This is a genomic window from Roseomonas haemaphysalidis (assembly GCF_017355405.1).
In the GTDB taxonomy this organism is placed as follows: Bacteria; Pseudomonadota; Alphaproteobacteria; order Acetobacterales; family Acetobacteraceae; genus Pseudoroseomonas; species Pseudoroseomonas haemaphysalidis.
In genome coordinates this window covers 673,892-693,708 of the sequence record NZ_CP061177.1, presented here as the reverse complement: position 1 = coordinate 693,708, position 19,817 = coordinate 673,892, and the positions used below count along the sequence as shown (strand labels likewise).

Annotated in this window: 14 protein-coding genes; 11 read left to right on the top strand and 3 right to left on the bottom strand. The window is 74.2% G+C overall.

Annotated features, from left to right (window positions below; translation table 11 throughout):
- Nucleotides 1–6: 6 nt before the first annotated feature.
- A complete protein-coding gene (locus IAI59_RS03095) occupies nt 7–1,167 on the bottom strand; it encodes a YncE family protein (RefSeq protein ID WP_207418827.1) in 1,161 nt (386 codons plus the stop codon).
- Between the two features lie 361 nt (nt 1,168–1,528).
- Complete coding sequence (locus IAI59_RS03090; RefSeq protein WP_207418828.1) at nt 1,529–2,578, bottom strand: Gfo/Idh/MocA family protein; 1,050 nt, start codon at nt 2,576–2,578, stop codon at nt 1,529–1,531.
- A 203-nt stretch (nt 2,579–2,781) separates the two neighbouring features.
- On the opposite strand from IAI59_RS03090, the gene IAI59_RS22955 reads away from it, so the two are divergent.
- Entirely contained in the window at nt 2,782–3,531 is a 750-nt protein-coding gene (locus tag IAI59_RS22955) for a PEP-CTERM sorting domain-containing protein (RefSeq protein WP_237180869.1), read from the top strand.
- Here IAI59_RS22955 and IAI59_RS03080 read toward each other — a convergent pair.
- Complete coding sequence (locus IAI59_RS03080) at nt 3,528–6,242, bottom strand: polysaccharide biosynthesis/export family protein (RefSeq protein WP_237181185.1); 2,715 nt, start codon at nt 6,240–6,242, stop codon at nt 3,528–3,530. The two genes, IAI59_RS22955 and IAI59_RS03080, sit on opposite strands and share 4 nt — an antisense overlap.
- A gap of 83 nt (nt 6,243–6,325) precedes the next feature.
- Here IAI59_RS03080 and IAI59_RS03075 point away from each other — a divergent pair, with 83 nt between their 5' ends.
- The 10 genes from IAI59_RS03075 to IAI59_RS03030 all read left to right on the top strand — a co-directional run bounded on the left by IAI59_RS03075 (nt 6,326) and on the right by IAI59_RS03030 (nt 19,793).
- Nucleotides 6,326–8,221, top strand: a complete 1,896-nt coding sequence (locus tag IAI59_RS03075) for a heparinase II/III family protein (protein WP_419556479.1) — start codon at nt 6,326–6,328, stop codon at nt 8,219–8,221.
- Nucleotides 8,221–9,054, top strand: coding sequence for a hypothetical protein (locus IAI59_RS03070; RefSeq protein ID WP_207418830.1), 834 nt, complete (start codon nt 8,221–8,223; stop codon nt 9,052–9,054). The genes IAI59_RS03075 and IAI59_RS03070 overlap by 1 nt, the downstream gene beginning before the upstream one ends.
- 153 nt (nt 9,055–9,207) lie before the next feature.
- Nucleotides 9,208–10,554 (top strand): O-antigen ligase family protein, encoded by a 1,347-nt coding sequence (locus IAI59_RS03065; protein WP_207418832.1) that lies wholly within the window; start codon nt 9,208–9,210, stop codon nt 10,552–10,554.
- Nucleotides 10,554–11,159 (top strand): sugar transferase, encoded by a 606-nt coding sequence (locus IAI59_RS03060; RefSeq protein ID WP_207418833.1) that lies wholly within the window; start codon nt 10,554–10,556, stop codon nt 11,157–11,159. Before IAI59_RS03065 ends, IAI59_RS03060 begins: the two co-directional genes overlap by 1 nt.
- A gap of 102 nt (nt 11,160–11,261) precedes the next feature.
- Entirely contained in the window at nt 11,262–12,482 is a 1,221-nt protein-coding gene (locus tag IAI59_RS03055) for a DegT/DnrJ/EryC1/StrS family aminotransferase (protein ID WP_207418837.1), read from the top strand.
- Between the two features lie 11 nt (nt 12,483–12,493).
- A complete protein-coding gene (locus tag IAI59_RS03050) occupies nt 12,494–13,753 on the top strand; it encodes a glycosyltransferase family 4 protein (RefSeq protein WP_207418839.1) in 1,260 nt (419 codons plus the stop codon).
- A 229-nt stretch (nt 13,754–13,982) separates the two neighbouring features.
- Nucleotides 13,983–15,083, top strand: coding sequence for a non-hydrolyzing UDP-N-acetylglucosamine 2-epimerase (gene wecB / locus IAI59_RS03045; RefSeq protein ID WP_207418841.1), 1,101 nt, complete (start codon nt 13,983–13,985; stop codon nt 15,081–15,083).
- Complete coding sequence (locus IAI59_RS03040; protein ID WP_207418842.1) at nt 15,080–16,276, top strand: glycosyltransferase; 1,197 nt, start codon at nt 15,080–15,082, stop codon at nt 16,274–16,276. Before wecB ends, IAI59_RS03040 begins: the two co-directional genes overlap by 4 nt.
- Before the next feature lie 230 nt (nt 16,277–16,506).
- Nucleotides 16,507–18,420 carry a polysaccharide biosynthesis protein gene (locus IAI59_RS03035; RefSeq protein WP_207418843.1) on the top strand — a complete coding sequence of 638 codons (1,914 nt, stop codon included), beginning with the start codon at nt 16,507–16,509 and terminating at the stop codon, nt 18,418–18,420.
- A gap of 5 nt (nt 18,421–18,425) precedes the next feature.
- The gene (locus IAI59_RS03030; RefSeq protein WP_207418847.1) at nt 18,426–19,793 is read left to right on the top strand and encodes a nucleotide sugar dehydrogenase; all 1,368 of its coding nucleotides are present in this window, start codon (nt 18,426–18,428) and stop codon (nt 19,791–19,793) included.
- Nucleotides 19,794–19,817 lie beyond the last annotated feature (24 nt).

The following is a 19,817-nucleotide window of genomic DNA, read 5'->3' as shown; positions in this document are numbered from 1 at the left end:
CACGGCCTACCGCTGCGAGCGCGGCGTGAACAGGCGGCGCCCGGCGGGCGGCGGGGTGGGCGGGCGCTCGTCCTCGGTCACGTCGCTGTTGCTGGCGGGCATCGCCTCGGCCTGGCCGGTGGCGCCTGTCGGGGCGGGTGCCAGCGGCATGGCGGCCACCGGCACGGTGGGGCCCATGGCCACCGGCGTCACGCCGCCGGTCGGCTCGAACAGGATGCCGTGCGGCGAGCGGCCGACATGCTGGCTGGCCACCACGCCCGTTTCCGGGTCCACCAGCGCGATGCGGCCGAGCCAGCGCTGCGTCACCCACATGCGGCCGGTGGGGTCGAAGCTCACGCAGTCCGGCCCGCCCGGCACGTCCAGCACGCGGACGATGTCGAGCGAGGCGGGGTCCAGCACCGTGATGCGGCTGTCCACGCGGCTGGTGACGTAGAGCAGCCCCGGCTGCGTGCCGCGCGCCGGGCCGGGAAACAGCGCATGCGCGCCGCGGCCGACCTTGACCCGGCGCTCCACCTGCTGGGTCTGCGGGTTGACCACCGCCACGTGGTCGCTGCCCATGATGCCGACCAGCAGCCGGTCGTTGTGCCAGATAATGCCGGCCGGCTGCGGCCCGACCTTGAGGTTCCACACCGGCTTGTTGGTGCCGAGGTCGATGGCCGTGATGTCGTTGGTGCCCTGCAGCGTCACGTAGGCGATCTTGCTGTCGGGGCTGAAGGCGATGTGGCTCGGCATGTCCGGCAGCCGCAGGCGGGCGGACAGCGAAAGCTTGTCGCCGTCCCAGGCATAGATATCCACCTGGTCGCGGCGCAGGCTGGTGATGACCAGCGTCTTGCCATCCGGGCTGAAGCCCAGGTGGTAGGGGTTGGACAAGGCCTCGCGGCTGGACATCTCGCCGGTCTTGGGGTCGATGAACAGCATCTCGTTGGCGCCGGAATCGCCCACCATCAGCCGCTTGCCGTCGGGCGTCAGGGTCAGGTGGTGCACCTCGCGCAGCACGGGGATGCGGCGCACCTCCTCGCGTGTCGCGGCGTCCAGCACCAGGATGTTGGCTTCGCCGGAATTGAGCACGTAGACGAGGCCGTTGGGCGGCGCGGGCTCGGCGCGCAGCGGGGCCGCCGCCAGGGTGCCGAGCAGGACGGAAACAACAAGAGCGCGAGGGAGCCGCATGGCGAGGCGCTTTCAAGGCAAAGGAACGCGGGGCCGATGTAGCAGCATCACCGGCGGGGCCGCCAGCAGAGTCGGGTTGAAGTATTGGCGAGTTCATTCGCGGGACAGGTGGCGGAGCGGCAAAACCGGCGAAAAGACATTTTCCGCCACGGTCACGCTTGGCTTGCCGGAAGCAAGAAACAACGCGGGGGGCTGTTTCCGCGCCGGTGCGGAAGCGAAGACTGGGGGCAGGGGACTCTTTTCGACCCCCTTCTTTTTTTCTGTCTGTTTCCGGGGGCGCCGCAGCCACCGGCCCGGCGCGATGATCGGCGTGCCTTGGAACAGGACAATCCGGGGTCGGGGAATTTCCTTGCCCGGCCGTCTATTCCGCGGACGGCAGCGTCACCCAGCGATCCTCACGGGCGCTGAGCGCGATCGCTTCGAGCGCCAGCGCCACGTCGACTGATTCCGCCTCGCTCGCGCCGCTCCAGTGTTGCGGCCCCAGGCGGATCATGCGGGCAAAGGACTCCGCCTCCGCCCGAAAGCCGTCGGTGGCGGGAACGGTGAGCTCCTCGAACGGCACCGGGTTGGCGGCGCCTCGCTTCACCCGCAGCGGCAGCGTCGCGGCACCCTGCGGCGCGTGGTTGCCGTAGCTGGTTTCGATCACGCCGAGGTCGCCGGTGATGGTGGCATGGCGGTGCCCGGCGGTGGCCATGCTGCAACCCAGCTGGGCGATGGCGCCGGACGGAAAGCACAGCGTCGCGGCCACCGTCAGGTCCACGCCGCTGGGGCCGGTGCGCCCCACCGCATGCACCCGCGCCGGGCGCTCGCCGGTGGCGATGCGGATCAGACTCATGGAATAGGTTCCGGCATCCAGCAGGGCGCCGCCGCCGCGGGCCGGGTCCAGGCGAATGTCGTCCGGATCGCGCAGCACCGTGCCGTCGGGCGCGCAGAAGGCGAAGCCGAAGCTGGCCGACACCATCTGCACCCGGCCGACGGCCCCTTGCGCGATCAACGCGCGCAGCCGCAGCGTTTGCGGCTGGGCCATGTAGGGATAGGCCTCGACCAATTGCACGCCGTGGGCGCGGGCGGCATCGAACATCGCCTGGGCCTCGGCGCCGCCGATCGCCACCGGCTTCTCGCACAGGACGTGCTTGCCGGCCTCGGCCGCGCGGATCGCCCATTCGGCATGCAGGTGGTTGGGCAGCGGAATGTAGACGGCCTCGATCTCCGGGTCCGCCAGCAAGGCCTGGTAGCTGCCGTGGGCGCGCGGGATGGCGCATTCCGCGGCAAAGGCACCGGCCTTGTCCGGCGTGCGGCTCGCTACGGCGGCAACCTCCACCAGGGGGGAGCCGGCGACACCCCGGCAAAAGGCGCGGGCGATGTTGGCGGCGCCGAGGATGCCGATGCGGAGGGGGGCTGGGTCGCTCATGGCGGCGGGCCTTCTGGCGGTGCGGCCCCCAGCATCGGCGTGGCAGGGCAGGCTGTCGAGCGGCGCGGCGTGTCGGTGGATTTGACGATGCCCGGCACCCCGCTCACGGAATCGCGATTAATGAATTGAATTCAAATAATATTTCTTTTTGGCAAGGATTTTGCAGGAAAGCGTGGGTTGGGACATCCGGGGGGATAAGGACGATGCGTACCATCTTCAAGACTGGCGTGACGGCGCTGTGTTTGGCGGCAGGCATCGCCGCCGCCGCGCCACGGGCCGAGGCCGCGGCCTATCTGACGGCGGCGGGGTGGTATGGCGCCCTGGGCGAGGCGGTGGCGCAATACGGCAACATCACGCTGTCGCAGCTGCCCACCTACAAGGTCGAGTACCAGGACAGCTTCGGCACCTGGCGTCCGGGCGAGCCCAATGCCGTTCTGGTCGGCACTTCCGGCTATCCCTACACCGACCCGACCTTGGTGCAGTCCCGGCCGTTCGTAGGTTCGTATGGCGGTTCCACCTGGGGCAGCCAGTTCACCTGCGATTCCTACACGCAGCAGTGCCTGGGCGCCCTTCGCGTCACCTTCACCTTTCCCTATGAGATCGTCGGCGTTTCGGGCCAGCTCAGCCTGGGTGGCTTTCCGTTTCTGGATGCCACCAACATGACCGAGCTGCAGATCGCCAGCTACATCAACACCACGGGCTGGCAGCCCGGCACCTCCACCTTCTATGGCCTGATGCTGGACCAGCCCACCAGCAGCCTCACGGTGTCCTGGGACAGCAATGCGCCGAACGGCGTGGACGGCAGCGCCTTCTTCGCGCTGGCCAATGCCACCGTCGTGCGGGCCAGCACCGCCGCCGCCGTCGTCACCGCCGTCCCCGAGCCCGCCTCCCTCGCCCTGTTCGGCATGGGCCTCGCCGGCCTTGGCATGGTGACGCGCCGCCGCCGGCGCTAACGCGCCGACTTGGCGATCACCGACAGCGCCGCCGCGCTGATGCTGACCTGGCCGAGCACCTGGGTGATGTCGCGGATGAAGCCCCAGGTCTCGTAGGGGCTTGGGTCCTGCGGCACCACCACCAGGCTGCCCGGCGGCACCGGCGGGCCGCCGGATTGCCAGGAGCCCAGGCCCGCCGGCGCGCTTTGACCGTTGGGCAGCACCAGAAAGGCGCGGCTGCCGTCGGCGAAGCGCTGCTGCCCGCCGGAGGCACGCACGTAGTCGATGCTGCGCCAGCCGGTGGTGAACTGCAGGCTGCCCGGGTTCAGCACGGCGCCCACCACCGTCACCTCGTTGGGGCGCTTGGGGATGGCGATCAGGTCGCCCGGCTCCAGCAGCACGTCCAGCTCCGGCCGCGCGGCCAGCACCACGGGGTTGGCTTCCACCACCATGCGGCCGGCGGCGCGGGCGTCGCGCAACGCGCCGGCCAGCTCCCGCCCCGCCGTGATGGCGCCGCCAAGGTCCATGCCGCCGGCCCGGCTGCCGGCCATGGCCTGCCCCGCCGCCACCTGGATCAGGCTTTGCTCCAGCTCGCGCGCCGTGCGGCTGAAGCCCTCCTGCTGCCGCTGTCGCACGCTTTCGCGCGTGAACACGGCGCCATAGGGATAGGCCTGGGGTGACAGGCCGCCGGCGCGGGCGATCAGCTCGGAAAACCGCTCGCCGCGGCGGATGTCGTAGGTGCCGGGCCGCAGAAACTCGCCCATGGCGGTGACAGGCCCGCTGTCGCGGTCGCCAAAGCCGCGCGGCAGCCGCACCGCGTCGCGCGGGGAAAGGCGGATGGCGGCGAAGTTGCGGCTGCGCAGGTCCAGCAGCGTGCGCGACAGCGGAATGGCCCCGGCCTGCTCCGCCGGCTCGCGCGACATTTCCACGGCCGACAGGTCCACCGTGTCCGTGGCGCCGCCGGCGGCGGCCAGCACCTGATCCAGCCCCGTGTCGTCCAGGATGGGATACAGGCCGGGCATCCGCGCCTCGCCGGACAGCAGCACCGACTGGTCCAGCAGCCAGGGCAGAAGGGCGGGGTAGTCCAGGAACACCTGCGGGCAGGGCGGCGCGCCGAGGTCGGGAAAGCCCGCGCCGCGCGCATGGGCGAAGCGCGCGGGGGAGGAGCGGGCGGCGACCGCCAGGGATTGCAGCGCCGGGCAGTCCAGGGCGGGCTGGCCTGCGGCGGCGGCCGGGGGCACCTCGCCGCGCAGGGCACGCTGCACGGGGGGGCTGGCCAGCCACAGCACGTCCGCCTGGGACAGCAGCAGGATCTCGTCGTTCTCGGCCAGGCGGAGGTCGCCGCCGCCGGACAGCAACCGCCCCAGGTCGAAGCCCACGAAGTGCCGCACGCGGGTTTGCGGGTCCACGCGCCACACCACGCCCATGCGGACGTAAGGGTCGGGCTTCACCAGGCGCGGGTCGTGCAGCATGTCGCGCAGCCCGCCGGCGCGCGGCGCCCGCAGCAGCGGCGCCGTCACGTGGCCGGCCAGCCGCACCTGACCGGCGGCGACGTCGGCGCCCGGCTGCACCAGCACGGCATCGCCCCGCCGCACGGCGGCGGCGGGTCCCGTCTCGCTGAAGGAGCGGCGGCCCCCCGCATCGGTGCCCTGCAGCAGAAAGCGGTTGCCCGCCGGGCGCAGCGGCTGCCCGGCCAGCCGCAGCAGCGCGTTGAGCGGCGCCTGCGCCGCGCCCGCCGGCAGCTCGTAGATGCCCGGCCGCGTCACCTCGCCGCCCACCGCCACGGTGGCGCCCAGCGGCGGCACCACCACCCGCTCGCCTTCGCGCAGCTGCAGGTCGGGCGTGGCGCCTTCCCCGGTGATCACGGCGTAAAGGTCCACCACGCGGCGGCCATGCGGCCCTTCCACGCGGATGCCGCGCAGCGAGCCGGTCTTGCGCGCGCCGCCGGCCATGGCCAGCGCGTCCAGCACGGAGGCCATGGCGGGCAGCGACTGCATGCCGGGCCGCGCCACCTCGCCCGCCACCAGCACGCCGATCTGCCGCAGCTGGCCCACGGACACGAAAGCCTCCGAGCCGCCCAGCTCCTGCGCCACCCGCGCCTCGATCTCGGCCCGCAGCGCGCCCAGCGTGCGGCCGGCGGCCATGAAGGGCGGCAGGTCGGGCAGCAGCAGCGTGCCGTCGCGGCTGATGCGCAGCGTCACGCTTTGGCGCGTGCGGCCGCGGATGGCGATCATCACCTCGTCGTCGCGGCCCAGCACGTAGCTGTCGGGCAGGGCACCCACCGCCGCCGGGCCGCCGGGCGGCATGTCGCGGAAGGTGTCGTAGCCGAACTGCCGCAGGGCCACGTCCAGCCGCGCGGCATAGAAGGCCTCGGTATGCGAGAGGGGCGCTTCCGGCGCGGCGGCCAGGGCGGCGGGCGGCGCGGCGGCGGGGGCGGGCAGGGGCTGCGGTATCGGCGGGCGGGCGGGCACCGGGGCCATGCCGCCCCCGCCGCTGCCCGAGGCATCCAGGATGCGTTGCAGGATGTCCTGCTGCACCGCCGGCGGCAGCGCCGGCACGGGAATGCCGCCCGGCAGCACCGAGGGCAGGGACGGCGGCGACAACAGGGGACTCGGCGTGGTGCCGCCCGGCACCGGTGCGTATTGCGCCACGGCCGCCGCCGGCTGCGCCAGGACGGCGATCACAGCGAGCGGCCAGCCGGCGGCCTTCAGCTTGCGATGCTTCAGCGACACGGCGGGCCGGAATCCTTCCAGGCGAAACAGACTGGCGGCGTTGCCGCTCGCTAAAACGTGAATGAACACTTATCATCGCGCGCATGCCGATCCAAGCGCGCATCTTCCGGTTGATGCTGCGGGCCGACGCCGCCCGTCGGCTCGGCCCGCGCGTGCTGGTCCGCTACGGCGGCCACCGGTTGCTCATGGCGGGCGGTGTGCCGGCGCGGCGGTTGCGGGGGGCCGAGCGGCGGTATCGAGAGGCGGAAGAAGGCCAGGGAAAGGAATTCCCCCGAACCCCCTTCTTTTGTTTGTCTGATTCCATGTCCCGCCCCGGCGAAATCTGCGCCGCGTCAGCAGCCGGATGCGCCACGCCACCTCAGCCGGGCCCGCAAAACGGCCATAGGAAAGAAGGGGATTCGGGGGAATTCCTTCCCCCGACCTTTCCCCCTGCCCGCCCCATGCCCTCGGGCTGGACAAACGCGCTGCGCGCCCGCCTCGCCACCCTGCCGCCCGCCGGCCACCATGGCCCCTTCAGTGCCACGGCCCCCGCGCTGGGCATGGACCTGTTCACTCCCGGCGACGTCCGGCCGGTGTGGGAATCCGGGCGGCTGGCTTGCCTGCCCGCGCTGGCCCAGGCCGCGCGGCTATGGCCGGGCGAGGGGCATGCCGCGGCCTTGGATGCCCGGCTGGCCGCGTGGTGCGCCGCCAACCCGCCCTTTCTCGGCCCCCACTGGGCCTGCGGGCAGGAGGCGGCGCTGCGAGCCATGCACCTGGCGCTGGCGCTGGCGTTGCTGGACCGGCCCCCGGCGCCGGGGGCGCGGGCGTTGCTGGCGCTGCATGCCCGGCGCATCCGCGCCACCGCGTTGTATGCCCAGGCGCAGGACAACAACCACGCGGTCAGCGAGCCCGCCGGGCTTTACGTGATCGCCCTGCTGCTGGGGGAGGATGCGCGGCCGGCGGGGCGCGCGCTGGCGGCGGCGGTGGAACGGCTGGTGGCGCCGGATGGCGGCTTCGCGCAGGTCTCGACCGGTTATCACCGCCTGTTGCTGGACGTGCTGTCGCTGGTGGAATGGCTGCGCCGGCGGCATGGCGCCCCCCCCCTGCCGCCACCCTTCGCGGAGCGGGCCGCCGCCGCCGCGCGGTGGCTGGGCCGGCTGGTGGCGGCGGATGGCGCCATGCCCCGGCTCGGCCATCAGGATGGCTCGGCCTTCGCGGACCTGTCGCTCGGTGGCGCGGCGGATGCGCGCGGCAGCGCCGAACGCGCCATGCGGCTGTTCGCAGGGGCTTCGGCCGGCTTCGCGGAGGAGCCGGGCTGCGACTGGCTCGGGCTGCCCGCCCCGCCGCCCCTGCCGCGCCCGGCGCGGTGGCGCGCCGGCGGCAGCATGGGGTGGGAGGCCGCGGGCGCGCGGGGCCTGTTGCGCTGCGGCCCACTGCGCTTCCGCCCCGGCCAGGCGGACCTGCTGCATTTCGAGCTGTGGGACGGCGGCCGGCCTCTGCTGGCCGATGCCGGCACCGGCGCCTACAACCCGCCGCCCGCCGACCGCTGGTGGCTGGAGCATTTTTCCGCCGCCCGGGCCCACAACACCATCACCTTCGACGAGCGCGAGCCGATGCCGCGCGCCGGCCGCTTTCTGCTGGCCCGCTGGCCGCGCCTGCGCGCCCTGCCGGACGGCGCCGCGATGCGCGACGCCAACGGCCACCGCCACAGCCGCCGCGTGGCCGTGGCGGGCCGCGAATGGCAGGTCGCCGACGCGGTGGGCGGCCACTTCAGCGCGCTGTCGCTGCGCTGGCACCTTGGCCCCGGCGATTGGCGCGTCACGCCGGACGGCGCCGCCGGCCCGGCCCGCATCGTCATGGAGGCGGATGCGCCCCTGTCGATCACCCTGGAGCCCGGCTGGCACAGCCCGGCCTACGGCGTGGCTCACCCCTGCGAGGTCCTGGTGGCCCGCGCGCGGGCGCCGGTCCGCAACCTGCTGACACGCGTCGGGCTGCCCTGATGCCGCTGGACGTGCTGCTGCGCGGCGTTTGGCGGCTGAAGCTCTGGCTGGCGGCGCTGTCGCTGCTGCTGGTGCTGGCCGGCGGCAGCCTGATCCTGAGCTGGCCGCGCGCCTATCTGGCGCAGGCCGTGATTGCCCCGGCGGAAACCACCGGGCTGGCCATCTCCACCCTGATCTCCGCCAGCGCGCTGTCGCCCGGCAGCCTTTTGGACACGCGGCCCAGCGGCAACTTCGCCGTGTATCTCGCGGCCCTGCGCAGCCCCGAGGCCGCGGCCATGCTGGCGCGCGACACCGGGCTGATGGCCGGCCTCGCCGCCCGCCGCGCCGACGGCCCCGCCGGCTGGCTGCGCGACACGCTGGGCCTGCGCATGGACCAGGACCAGGACGACGCGGAAGGCTGGCTGGAACGCGGCCTCGCCGTCACGCAGTCGCTGGCCTCCGTCACCTGGACGCTGGAGGTTTCCTTGCCGGACCGGCTGCTGGCGCAGGAGGTGCTGGCCCGCCTGCATGCCTTCGCCGAGGCCAAGGTGCGCGGCGACCTGCAGGAGCTGGTGACCCGCCGCGTCAAGGTGCTGGAATCCCGCCTGGCGACGGAGCGCGACATCTACCTCCGCACGCCGATCTTCGAGCTGCTGGCCCAGCACCAGCGCGCCGCCATGGTGCTGGCGGCGGATGAGGCGGTGGCGGCGCGGCTGGTGTCCGGCCCGGGGGTGGAGCTGAAGCCTTCCGTGCCCAACCGCCCGTTGCTGCTGGTGCTGCTGCTGGTGGCGGCGCCGATGGCCTGCCTGTTCGGCGGCGCCTGCGTTGTGCTGTTGCGGGGCGGGCGGGCGTGAAGGCGGCCGTGGCCAAAAGGGGCGCCGCCCCTTCTGGACTTCCCCGCCGGGGGACCGTGTTTCCCCGGACCCCGCCTGCAGCCTGCCATTTCTTGAATTGTCACAGCCCCCCCGCCGGCAGTCGCCGGGGGTCCACGACCCCCGGCGCGCAACATGACAGCGGCCGTTGATGCCGGGGTCCGGGGTGGCTCAGCCACCCCGGCGGGGTCCAGGGGCAGCGCCCCTGGCCTTGCCCGCGCCATCCGCATCGACACCGCCGCCATCGCTTCCGCCGCCGGGCTCGCCGCCGCCGTGCTGCAGTTCGCCGGCGCCTTGAAGGGCGCGCCGCTGGTGGCGGCCTTGCCCTTCGACATCACGGTGTTGTCCCTGCTGTCCCTGGGGCCGTTGCTGGTGCTGCTCGGGCTGACGCGGCGCTGGTGGGTGCATCCGCTGCTGGCGCCCGCCCTGGCGGGGGCGGGGCTGCTGTGGCTGTGGCTGGTCGTGGCCGGCACCTGGAGCGTCAGCCACGACATCCTGTCCGCCAAGCTTCCGGAGGTGGTGCTGCTGGCGCCGCCCATGCTGCTGGCCGGCGCCATGGCGGGTGCCGATGCCGGCGCGCGGCGCGCCATGGTGGCGGTGGTGCTGCTGGCCGGGCCGTTCGTGGGCGCCTCGGTCGCCTGGGGGCTGGCCAGCGGGGCGGTGGTGCTGGGCGGTGCCGTGGGTGCCAATCCGGATCTGGTGCGGGTGCAGTACCAGCTGGCCGGGCTGGTGATCGCCTGTGCCGCGGGGCTGGGCGGCGTGCGGGCGGTGGAAGCGGCGGGCTGGCGGGGCCGGCTGTTCTGGCTGGGCTACGTGGCTGCCATGGGCGTGGCGGTGCTGTTGCCGGGGGGGCGCACGGCGCTGCTGTCGCTCGGGTTGTGCGTGGCGCTGGCGCCGGCGGCGCGGCTGTGGTCTGCGGCGCGGCCGGCGGCGGCGCTGGGCTGGGTGGCGCTGGTGGCGGCGGGCGGCCTGCTGGCCCTGGGCGCGCTGCTGCTGGACCCGGCGCGGGCGGACGGGTTGCGCACGCTGGAGCGCTTCACCCAGGGCGACGTGGAAAGCTCCGCCCGGCCGGCCCTGTGGCGGGCGGCCATGGAATGGGGCAGCGCGGCGCTGCCCTGGGGGCTCGGCACCGGCGGCTTCACGCTGGCGGCGGGCTATGGCGAGCGGCGCGGCCTGTACCCGCACAACCACCTGCTGGAAGCCTGGGCGGAAGGCGGCGTGCCGGGGCTTCTGGGCTGGCTGCTGTGCTTCGGCGGCGCCGTGCTGGTGCCGCTGGGGCGGCTGCGGCGCATGGCGCCGGGGCGGCTGGCGCGGATGCTGGCCCTGGCGCTGCCGGTGCTGCTAGCGGCCATGGTGTCCACCGACCTGGGCAACCGCATGGTGTGGTTCGCCCTGGGGCTGGTGCTGTCCTGCGGCGTGGTGGCGCGGCGGCGGCGCGGATGGCTGCCGCCCGCCGATCAAACAAGGCGAGGATCGGCCTGATGTATGAGGCTTTCGGCAAGCGTGGCCTGGATATCCTGGGCGCCGGGCTGGCGCTGCTGCTCCTGCTGCCATTGCTGCTGCTGACCGCGCTGGCGGTGGCGGCGGCGCTGGGCCGCCCGGTGCTGTTTTTTCAGGAACGCGCCGGGCGCGGCGGCGTGCCCTTCACGCTGGTGAAGTTCCGCAGCATGCGCGAAGGCCCGGGCGAGGACGCGGAGCGGCTGACGCGCTTCGGCCGGGCCTTGCGGGCCAGCGCGCTGGACGAGTTGCCCCAATTGCTCAACGTGCTGCGCGGCGAGATGAGCCTGGTCGGCCCGCGGCCGCTGCCGGTGGCCTACCTGTCGCGGTATTCCGCGCGCCAAGGGCTGCGGCTGCGGGTGCGCCCGGGTTTGGCCGGCGTGGCGCAGGCGGCGGGCCGCAACAGCGTGCCCTGGGACCAGCGGCTGGAACTCGATGCCGCTTATGCCGAGGCACCGCGCGCGACCCTGGCGCGGGACGCCCGGGCGGTGGCGGGCACGGTGGCGGTGCTGCTGCGCGGGCAGGGGGTCAGTGCCCCTGGTCACGCCACCATGCCAGTTCTTCAGGAAAAAGTTTCAACCACAGGGTGATTTATTTCGTCGTGATATGTAAAGTTTGACGACAAAACTCCTTGATTACCTCTGCCTTGTCTGTTTGGTTGTGGCTCTGTTCACAAAACGGTGAGCTTCCAGATGGCCTTGGCGCTGCGGCTCGATGCAACCGGAAACGGCGCGCTGGGCGAAAATGTCTGCCTCTTCCCCGGGCGTCCCGCCGCAGCAACGCGGCCGCGCAGCCGCATCCTGCTGTCCCCGCCGCAACTGGCGGGCGGTGAACTGGCATCGCTGGACCACACCCTGGCCGCCGGCTGGATCGCCCCCGCGGGCCCGGTGCCGGAAGCCTTCGAGCAGGCGGTGCGCGCCGCCGCCGGCACCGATTACGGGCTGGCGACCTCGTCCGGCACTGCCGCCCTGCATCTCGGCTTCCGGGTGCTGGGCGTGGAGCGGGGGGACGAGGTCTGGACCTCGACCTTGACCTTCGTGGCCACGCTGGCGCCCGCCGTGCAGATGGGTGCGCGCCCGCGCTTTCTGGACGTGGCGCCGGAAAGCTGGACCCTGGACCCCAACCTGCTGGAAGACCGCCTGGCCCAGGCCGCCACCAAGGGCCGCCTGCCGCGCGCCGTGGTGCCGGTGGACCTGTACGGGCAATGCGCGGACCTGGACGCCATCATCGCGCTGTGCGGCCGCTGGGGCGTGCCCGTGCTGTCCGACAGCGCCGAGGCACTGGGCGCCGAGTACCGTGGCCGCCCGGCCGGCAAGGGCGCGGCGCTGACCGCCTTTTCCTTCAACGGCAACAAGATCGTCACCGCCGGCGGCGGCGGCGCGCTGGTGTCGGACGACGCGGTGCTGATCAGCCGCGCGCGGCACCTGGCCAGCCAGGCCAAGGAGGTCGCGCCGCACTACCAGCATGAAACGACGGGCTATTCCTACGGCCTGTCCTCCGTGCTGGCGGCCGTGGGCCTGGCGCAGATCGGCGCGCTGGCCGACCGGGTGGCGGCCCGCCGCGCCGTGTTCGCCCGCTACGCGCTGCGGCTGTCCGACCTGCCGGGGCTGGTGATGATGCCCGAGCCCGGCTGGGGCCGCTCTTCCCGCTGGCTCACCGCGCTGACCATCGACGCCGCCCGCTTCGGCGCGACGCGCGAGCAGGTGCGCCAGGCGCTGGACGCGGCCGGGGTGGAAAGCCGCCCCGTGTGGAAGCCGCTGCACCTGCAGCCGGCCTTTCGCGGCGCGCCCTTCCACGGCAGCGGCGTCGCCGGGCGGTTGTTCGATGGCGGGCTGTGCCTGCCGTCGGGCGCCATGACGCCGGCCGAGCAGGACCACGTGATCGACACCATCCGCGCCTGCTGCCGCGCCTGAAAGGCCGCCCCGTGCGTATTCTCTACCTGCACCAGCATTATTCCGGCCCGCTCGGCGCCACCGCCACGCGCAGCCATGCCATGGCCCGTGCCCTGGTCGCCGCCGGGCACCACGTCACCATCGCCTGCGGGCAATACGCCGGCGCGGTGACCGGGCTGGCCGGCGGCTTTCGCCACGGCCGGCGGGACGGCGTGCTGCACGGCATCCGGCTGGTGGAATTCGCCATCCCCTGCGGCAACCACCAGGACTTCGCCGCCCGCACCCTGGCCTTCGGCCGCTTTGCCGCCGCCACCACCCGGCTGGCGCTGGGCAGCCGCTGGGACCTGGTCATCGCCTCGTCCACGCCGCTGACCGTCGTGGTGCCGGCGCTGGTGGCCCGGCGCATGCGCGGCACGCCCTTTGTGTTCGAGATCCGCGACCCCTGGCCGGAACTGCCGCGCGCCATGGGGGCCGCCCCACCGCTGGCGCTGGCCGCCATGGAGCCGCTGGCCACCGCCGCCTGCCGCCAGGCCGCCGGCGTGGTGGCCCTGAGCGAAGGCATGGCCGAGACCGCCCTGGCACGCGGCGCCGATCCCGCCCGGGTTTCGGTGGTGCCCAATGGCTGCGACCTGGACCTGTTCGGCCCACAGGTTTCTCCCTGGCGGCCGGACGGCGTGGCGGCGTGGGAGATGCTGGCCGTCTATGCCGGCGCGCATGGCCGCGCCAACGGCCTGGACCAGCTGCTGGATGCCGCCGAGGCGCTGCTGCGCCGCGGCGACCGCCGCATCCGCCTGCTGCTGGTGGGCGAGGGTGCCGAGAAGCCACGCCTGCGGGCCGAGGCCGCCGCGCGGGGCCTGTCCAACGTCACCTTCATGGACGGGCTGCCGAAGCTGCGACTGGCCGCCCTGCTGGCCGGCGCGCAGGCGGGCGTGCAGTGCCTGGCGCCCGTGCCGGAATTCGCCGAATGGACCGCCCCCAACAAGCTGATGGACTACCTCGCGGCCGGCCTTCCCGTTGTGGCCAACCTCCCCGGGCGGGCCGCGCGCCTGCTGGCGGCGGGGGATGGCCACGGCCCCTGCGGCATCGCCACGCCCCCGGGCGATGCCGCAGGCCTGGCCGACGCGCTGGTCTGGATGGCCGACAACACCGCGCTGCGCGAGGCGATGGGCCACGCCGGCCGTGCCCAGGCGCAGCGCCGCTGGGACCGCCGGCTGCTGGCGGCCGACTTCGTGCGCGCCGTGGAAACCGCGGCGCATGCGCCGGCGGCGGCGGCCGAGATGGCGCTGGCCTGAGGATGCTCCGCTCCGTCAGGGCCCGGGACCGGGGACGAATGGACGCTTCCCCGGACCCCATCTTCCGTGTCGGCCTTCTGGAAGACGCCGCCCGTGGCCCGCGCCCGCCCGCCGGCCAGGCGCTCCGCCACCACGGCCGGTCCCTGGAAACAGACAGAAGAAGCATGGGGGTCCGGGGGAATTCGTTCCCCCGCCCTTTCTTCGTTTCGCCCGGCAAGGACCTCCCGTGATGCTGCCCGAGATCCACCTGGTCGCCGCCGCGCGCCCCAACCTGCCGAAGCTGGCCGCGCTGTGGCACGCCCTGGCGGAGGACGCCCCCTTCTGCCGCCCGGTGCTGGTGCACACCGGCCAGCACCACGACGCGGCGATGTTCGCCGGCCACCTGGAGGATCTCGGCCTGCCGGCGCCGGAAGTGGCGCTGGGCGTCACCGGCGGCGGCCATGCCGGGTTGACCGGCCGCACGCTGATGGCCTGCGCCGGTTTGTGGCAGGCGCGGCGGCCGGCGCTGGTGGTGGTGGCGGGCGACGTGGATGGCACGCTGGCCGCGGCGCTAGCCGCGCGCAAGCTGGGCATTCCCGTGGCGCACCTGGAAGCCGGGCTGCGCTGCGGCGACCGCGACATGCCGGAGGAGATCAACCGCCGCGCGGTGGACGCCATCAGCGACCTGCTGTGGGCGCCGGACCACGACACGGCGGCGCGGTTGCTGGCCGAGGGGCACCACGCCGGCGCCGTGCGCGCGGTGGGCAACAGCATGGTGGACACGCTGTTGCGCCGCCTGCCCGCAGCCCGGGCACGGCCGCTGCCGGCCGGGCTGGCGCCGGGCGGCTTCGGCGTGCTGACCCTGCACCGCGCCGCCAACGTGGACGGCCGCGCGGCGCTGGCCGCGCTGCTGGCGGGCGTGGCGGAGGCCGCGCGGTTGCTGCCGCTGGCCTGGCCGCTGCACCCGCGCACGCGCCTGCGGCTGGACGAATTCGGACTGGCGATGCCGCCAGGCGTGCTGCCGTTGCCGCCGCTGGGCTACCTGGACTTTCTGGCACTGCTGGCCGCGGCGCGCGTGGCCGCCACGGACAGCGGCGGCGTGCAGGAGGAGGCGGCGGCGCTGGGCGTGCCGTGCCTGACGTTGCGCCCTTCCACGGAACGGCCGGTGACGCTGCACAGCGGCGCCAACCGGCTGAGCACCGCCGCCGGGTTGGCCGCCGACCTGCGCGGCGTGCTGGCCGGCTGGCCGCCCGCCCGGCCCATTCCGCTGTGGGACAACGCGGTGGGCGCGCGCATGGTGGCGCATCTGCGGGATTTCCTCGCCACCGCCGTGCTGGAGGCCGCGGCGTGAAGGGCCCGCTGGTGTGCATGCTGTCCGCCGCGCATCCCCCGGCCGACGTGCGCGTGGTGGGCAAGGAAGGTGCTGCGCTGGCCGATGCCGGCTGGGCGGTGCTGCACCTGTGCCCCCGCCCCGCGGGGCAGGACGCCTCGGCCCCGCTGCGGGAGGCGGCGGGCGCGGCACCGGCGGCCGGCGTGCCCGCCAGCCATGCCGGCGTCGCCATCCAGACCTATGCCCGGGCTCCCGGCTGGCGCGGCAGGCTGCGCAACATCCCGCCGCTGGCCCGCCGCGCCGCCGCCACCGGCGCCGGCGTGCTGCACGCCAGCGAGCCGGATGCCTGGCTGGCCGCGCTGCTGGCCGCCCGCCGGAGCGGCGCCCGCGTGGTGCTGGACGTGCACGAGCACTACCCGTCCCGCCTGGATTCGCGCCTGCCGCCCCGGCTGCGCCCGCTGGGCCGGGCGGCGCTGCGCCTGGTGTGCCGGCTGGCGGGCCGGGCGGCCGACGCGGTGGTGGTGGCCAAGGACGGGCTGGACGCCGATTTCGGCGTGCCGGCGCGCACCGTGGCGGTGCGCAACTACGCCGCCGCCGTGCCGGTGGCGCCGCGCCAGCACCGGCCGGGGCCGGTCACGCTGCTGCATCTCGGCGCCCTGGGCCGCGCGCGCGGCGCGGGCGAGATGCTGGACGCGCTGTCCCTGTGCCCCGCCGGCACGCGGCTGCGGCTGATCGGCCGCTTCACGGATGGCAGCGAGCCGGAGTTCATGGCCCGCGCCGCCGCGCTGCGGCTGGCCGGCGCGGTGGAGCACCATGGCTGGATGCCGCATGCCGAAGCGCTGGCCGCCGCCGCGCAGGCCGACATCGGCCTGGTGCTGTTCCAGCCGGGCGTGGAGAACCACCGCCTGGCGCTGCCGCACAAGCTGTTCGACTGCATGCTGGCGGGCCTGCCGGTGATCGCCCCCGCCTTTGCCGAGGAGGTGGCCGCCATCATCCGTGAGGCCGGCTGCGGCCTGCTGGTGGACAGCGCCGACGCCGGCGCCGTGGCCGGTGCGGTGGCGCGGCTGGCCGACCCGGCGCTCCGGGCGGAGATGGGCGCGCGGGGCCGGGCGGCCGCGCTGGGCCGCTTCGGCTGGGCGGGCGAGGCGGCGCGGCTGGTGGCATTGTATCGCCGGCTGGCGCCGCTGCCGGCACCGTTGATCGCGTCGGAATGACGGGCCTTCCGCTGTCCCGGCGGTTGACGCGGGTCGCGGAGCGGAATGCCCCCGGCCCGCCTTGGCTGTTCGCCGCCGCCTGCGGAAGCCGTACCCGCGGCGGAACCCGGCCCGGGGGCGTCGTTTCCCGGGCTTCGCGGCCTGCCGCGCGGGCGGCGGAGACCGGCCATCGCACGCCCCGCCGCCCCGCCGCTTCACCTCTGCTCGCGGCGCGCCTATACGCCACGCCCATGGCCCCGCAACGCATCCTGATGAATCTCGGCCTCGACGCGCTGCTGGCCGGGTTGTCCCTGCCGGTCGCGGTCTGGGCGGCAGCGCCCGGCGCCTGGCCGCCGGCGCATTGGTGGGTGGCCGCCGTGCCCGGGGTGGTCGTGGCCGTGCTGCTGGCCGGCCTGCCGCTGCGCCTGCCGCAGCAATATCTGCGCTTCGCCGCGCTGCGCGACCTGATGCGCGTGATCGGTGCTGGCACCGCCGCCGCCGTGCTGTTCGCCCTGGTGGCCCATGCGCTGGACACCTGGATGCCGCCCAACCCGGCCTTTCCGCTGCTGCATGCCGGCGCCTTGTCCGCGGCGCTGCTGGTGCCGCGCGTGCTGGGGCGGCTCAGCCAGACCCACCGCGTCGGCCGGCTGAGCGAGGCGCCGGCGCAGCCGGTGGTGCTGCTCGGCACCGGCGATGCGGCCGACCTGTTCATCCGCGCGCTGATCCAGCAGCGGGCGCCGCACTACCAGGTGATGGGCATCCTGGCGCCGCGCTCGCGCGCCGCCGGGCGCCGCATCCACGGCTACCCGATCCTGGGTGCCATCGAGGACACGGGTGCGCTGCTCGACCGCCTGCGCGCGGAGGAGCGGCTGCCCGCCGCCCTGGTGCTGGCCGACCCCGACCTGCAGGGCGAGGCGCTGCAGGACGTGCTGGACGCCGCCGACCGCCATGGCGTTCCGGTCAGCCGCGCGCCGCGCCTGACGCGCCTCGACCCCGCCAAGCGCGAGGACCCGGCCAGCGCCCGGCGCTTCGACCTGCGCCCGGTGGCGATCGAGGAACTGCTGGACCGCCCGCAGGTGCCGCTGGACCGCGAAGGCATGGCCCGCCTGGTGCAGGGCCGCCGCGTGCTGGTGACGGGCGCCGGCGGCACCATCGGCGGCGAGCTGGCGCGGCAGGTGGCCGCCCTCGGTCCCGCGCAGCTCACCCTGCTCGACCACGGCGAGTTCGCGCTCTACTCGATCGACCTGGAATTGGCCGAGACGCATCCCGGCGTGCCGCGCCGCGCCATGCTGGCCGACGTGCGCGATGTGGCGCGCGTGGCCGCCGTGATGGACGCGGTGCGGCCCGAGCTGGTGTTCCACGCCGCGGCCCTGAAGCACGTGCCGATGGTGGAGAACGACCCGCTGGAAGGGCTGCTGACCAACGCCCTCGGCACCCGCATCATCGCCGACGCGGCGCTGGCGGTGGGCTGCCGGGCGATGGTCTTCATCTCCACCGACAAGGCGGTGAATCCCACCAGCGTCATGGGGGCGTCCAAGCGACTCGCCGAAATGTATTGCCAGGCGCTGGACGTGCGGGCGCGGCACGGGCAGGGCGGCATGCGCTGCGTCACCGTGCGCTTCGGCAACGTGCTCGGCTCCACCGGCTCGGTGGTGCCGCTGTTCCGCCGCCAGCTGGAGCGCGGCGGGCCGCTGACCGTGACGCACCCCGACATGCGCCGCTACTTCATGACAGTGCGTGAAGCCGTGGGGTTGGTGCTGCAGGCCTCCGTGGTGGGCGCCGAGGACAATGCCGACCAGCCGCCGGAGCTGGCCGACGGCGGCATCTTCGTGCTCGACATGGGCAAGCCCGTGAAGATCGTGGACATGGCGCGGCGCATGATCCGCTTGGCCGGGCTGCGGCCGGACGAGGACGTGGAGATCCGCTTCACCGGCCTCCGCCCCGGCGAGAAGCTGTTCGAGGAGCTGTTCCACGGCCAGGAGCCGCCGCGCCCCACGCAGTTCCCCGGCCTGCTGGTGGCCACGCCCCGCACCACGGACGCCGCCGCCATGGCCGCCGCCATCGACCAGGTGGCCGCCGCCGCGCATGCCGGCGACATCGGCGCGGCGCTGGCGCGGCTGGCCGAGCTGGTGCCGGAATTCGACCACAACACCCTGGGGGGCTGACGCCTTTGGACCACGCCGCGCGTCTCATCGCCCGCCTGGAAGCGCGGCAGGCGCGCATCGGCGTGGTCGGTCTCGGCTATGCCGGGCTGCCGCTAGCCCTGCGCTTCGCCGAATGCGGCTTCGCGGTCAGCGGCTTCGACATCGACGCGGCCAAGGTGACGGCCATCAATGCCGGCCGCAGCCCGGTGCATGGCATCCCGGACGCCCGCGTCGCCGCCGCGCGCATCGCGGCCCATGCGGAGATGGCGGCGGCGCGCGACTGCGATGCCATCCTGATCTGCGTGCCGACGCCCATCGGGCCGCACAAGGAGCCGATCCTGGAACCGGTGGCGCAGACGCTCGCCGCCCTGGCCCCGCATCTCCGCGCCGGGCAGGCGGTGGCGCTGGAAAGCACCACCTATCCCGGCACCACGCAGGACTACGTGCTGCCGGCGCTGGCCGCCGCCGGGCTGACCGCGGGGCTGGACGCCTTCGCGCTGTACAGCCCCGAGCGCGAGGACCCCGGCAACCCCGAAGGCACCTTCGGCCGCGTGCCGAAGCTGGTGGCGGGCGCGACGCCAGCCTGCCTGGCGGTGGGCCGGGCGCTTTATGGCGCCGCCACGCCGCAGCTGGTGCCGATGTCCTCGCTCGCCGCCGCCGAGCTGACCAAGTTGTACGAGAACGTCTTCCGCGCCGTGAACATCGGCCTGGTCAACGAGCTCAAGCGCATCAGCCACGCCCTCGGCCTCGACGTGCACGAGGTGATCGACGCGGCGCAAACCAAGCCCTTCGGCTTCATGCCCTTCCGCCCCGGCCCGGGGCTCGGCGGCCACTGCATCCCGGTGGACCCCTACTACCTCGCCTGGAAGGCGCGCGAGCTGGGCGTGCCGAGCGACTTCGTGGAACTTGCCGGTCGGGTCAACGACGCCATGCCGCACTACGTGGTGGAGCGGCTGCGCGACGCGCTGGAGCTGCGCCGTGTCACGCTGCGCGGGGCGCGGGTGCTGATGATCGGCCTGGCCTACAAGCCCGGCGTGCCGGACACGCGGGAAAGCCCGGCGGTGGAGATCTTCCGGCTGCTGGAGGAGCGCGGCGCCGAGGTCAGCTACCACGACCCGCTGGTGCCGAGCTTCCCGGCCACGCGGCGCCTCGGCGGCAGCGCCCCGGACCAGGAAAGCCAGCCGCTGGCGCCCGCCATGCTGGCGGCGCTGGACGCGGTGGTGATCGTCACGCCGCAGCCGGGGGTGGACTACGCGCTGCTGCGCGCCCACGCGCCGCTGGTGGTGGACACCCGCGGCGTGTTCCGCGACGCGGCCGTGCGGTTGCACGTTGAAACGCCGGGTGATTTCCCAAGCGACCCCCACCCGGCCTATCACCGCGTCATCCAGGCCTGACCGCCTGCCCTGACGCACCGGAGC

What these genes read in the sequence shown, in the direction of transcription:
- IAI59_RS03095 (WP_207418827.1), bottom strand. Translation starts at nt 1,167, where the DNA reads ATGCGGCTCCCTCGCGCTCTTGTTGTTTCCGTCCTGCTCGGCACCCTG.
- IAI59_RS03090 (WP_207418828.1), bottom strand. Translation starts at nt 2,578, where the DNA reads ATGAGCGACCCAGCCCCCCTCCGCATCGGCATCCTCGGCGCCGCCAAC.
- IAI59_RS22955 (WP_237180869.1), top strand. Translation starts at nt 2,782, where the DNA reads ATGCGTACCATCTTCAAGACTGGCGTGACGGCGCTGTGTTTGGCGGCA.
- IAI59_RS03075 (WP_419556479.1), top strand. Translation starts at nt 6,326, where the DNA reads ATGCCGATCCAAGCGCGCATCTTCCGGTTGATGCTGCGGGCCGACGCC.
- IAI59_RS03070 (WP_207418830.1), top strand. Translation starts at nt 8,221, where the DNA reads ATGCCGCTGGACGTGCTGCTGCGCGGCGTTTGGCGGCTGAAGCTCTGG.
- IAI59_RS03065 (WP_207418832.1), top strand. Translation starts at nt 9,208, where the DNA reads ATGACAGCGGCCGTTGATGCCGGGGTCCGGGGTGGCTCAGCCACCCCG.
- IAI59_RS03060 (WP_207418833.1), top strand. Translation starts at nt 10,554, where the DNA reads ATGTATGAGGCTTTCGGCAAGCGTGGCCTGGATATCCTGGGCGCCGGG.
- IAI59_RS03055 (WP_207418837.1), top strand. Translation starts at nt 11,262, where the DNA reads ATGGCCTTGGCGCTGCGGCTCGATGCAACCGGAAACGGCGCGCTGGGC.
- wecB (WP_207418841.1), top strand. Translation starts at nt 13,983, where the DNA reads ATGCTGCCCGAGATCCACCTGGTCGCCGCCGCGCGCCCCAACCTGCCG.
- IAI59_RS03035 (WP_207418843.1), top strand. Translation starts at nt 16,507, where the DNA reads ATGGCCCCGCAACGCATCCTGATGAATCTCGGCCTCGACGCGCTGCTG.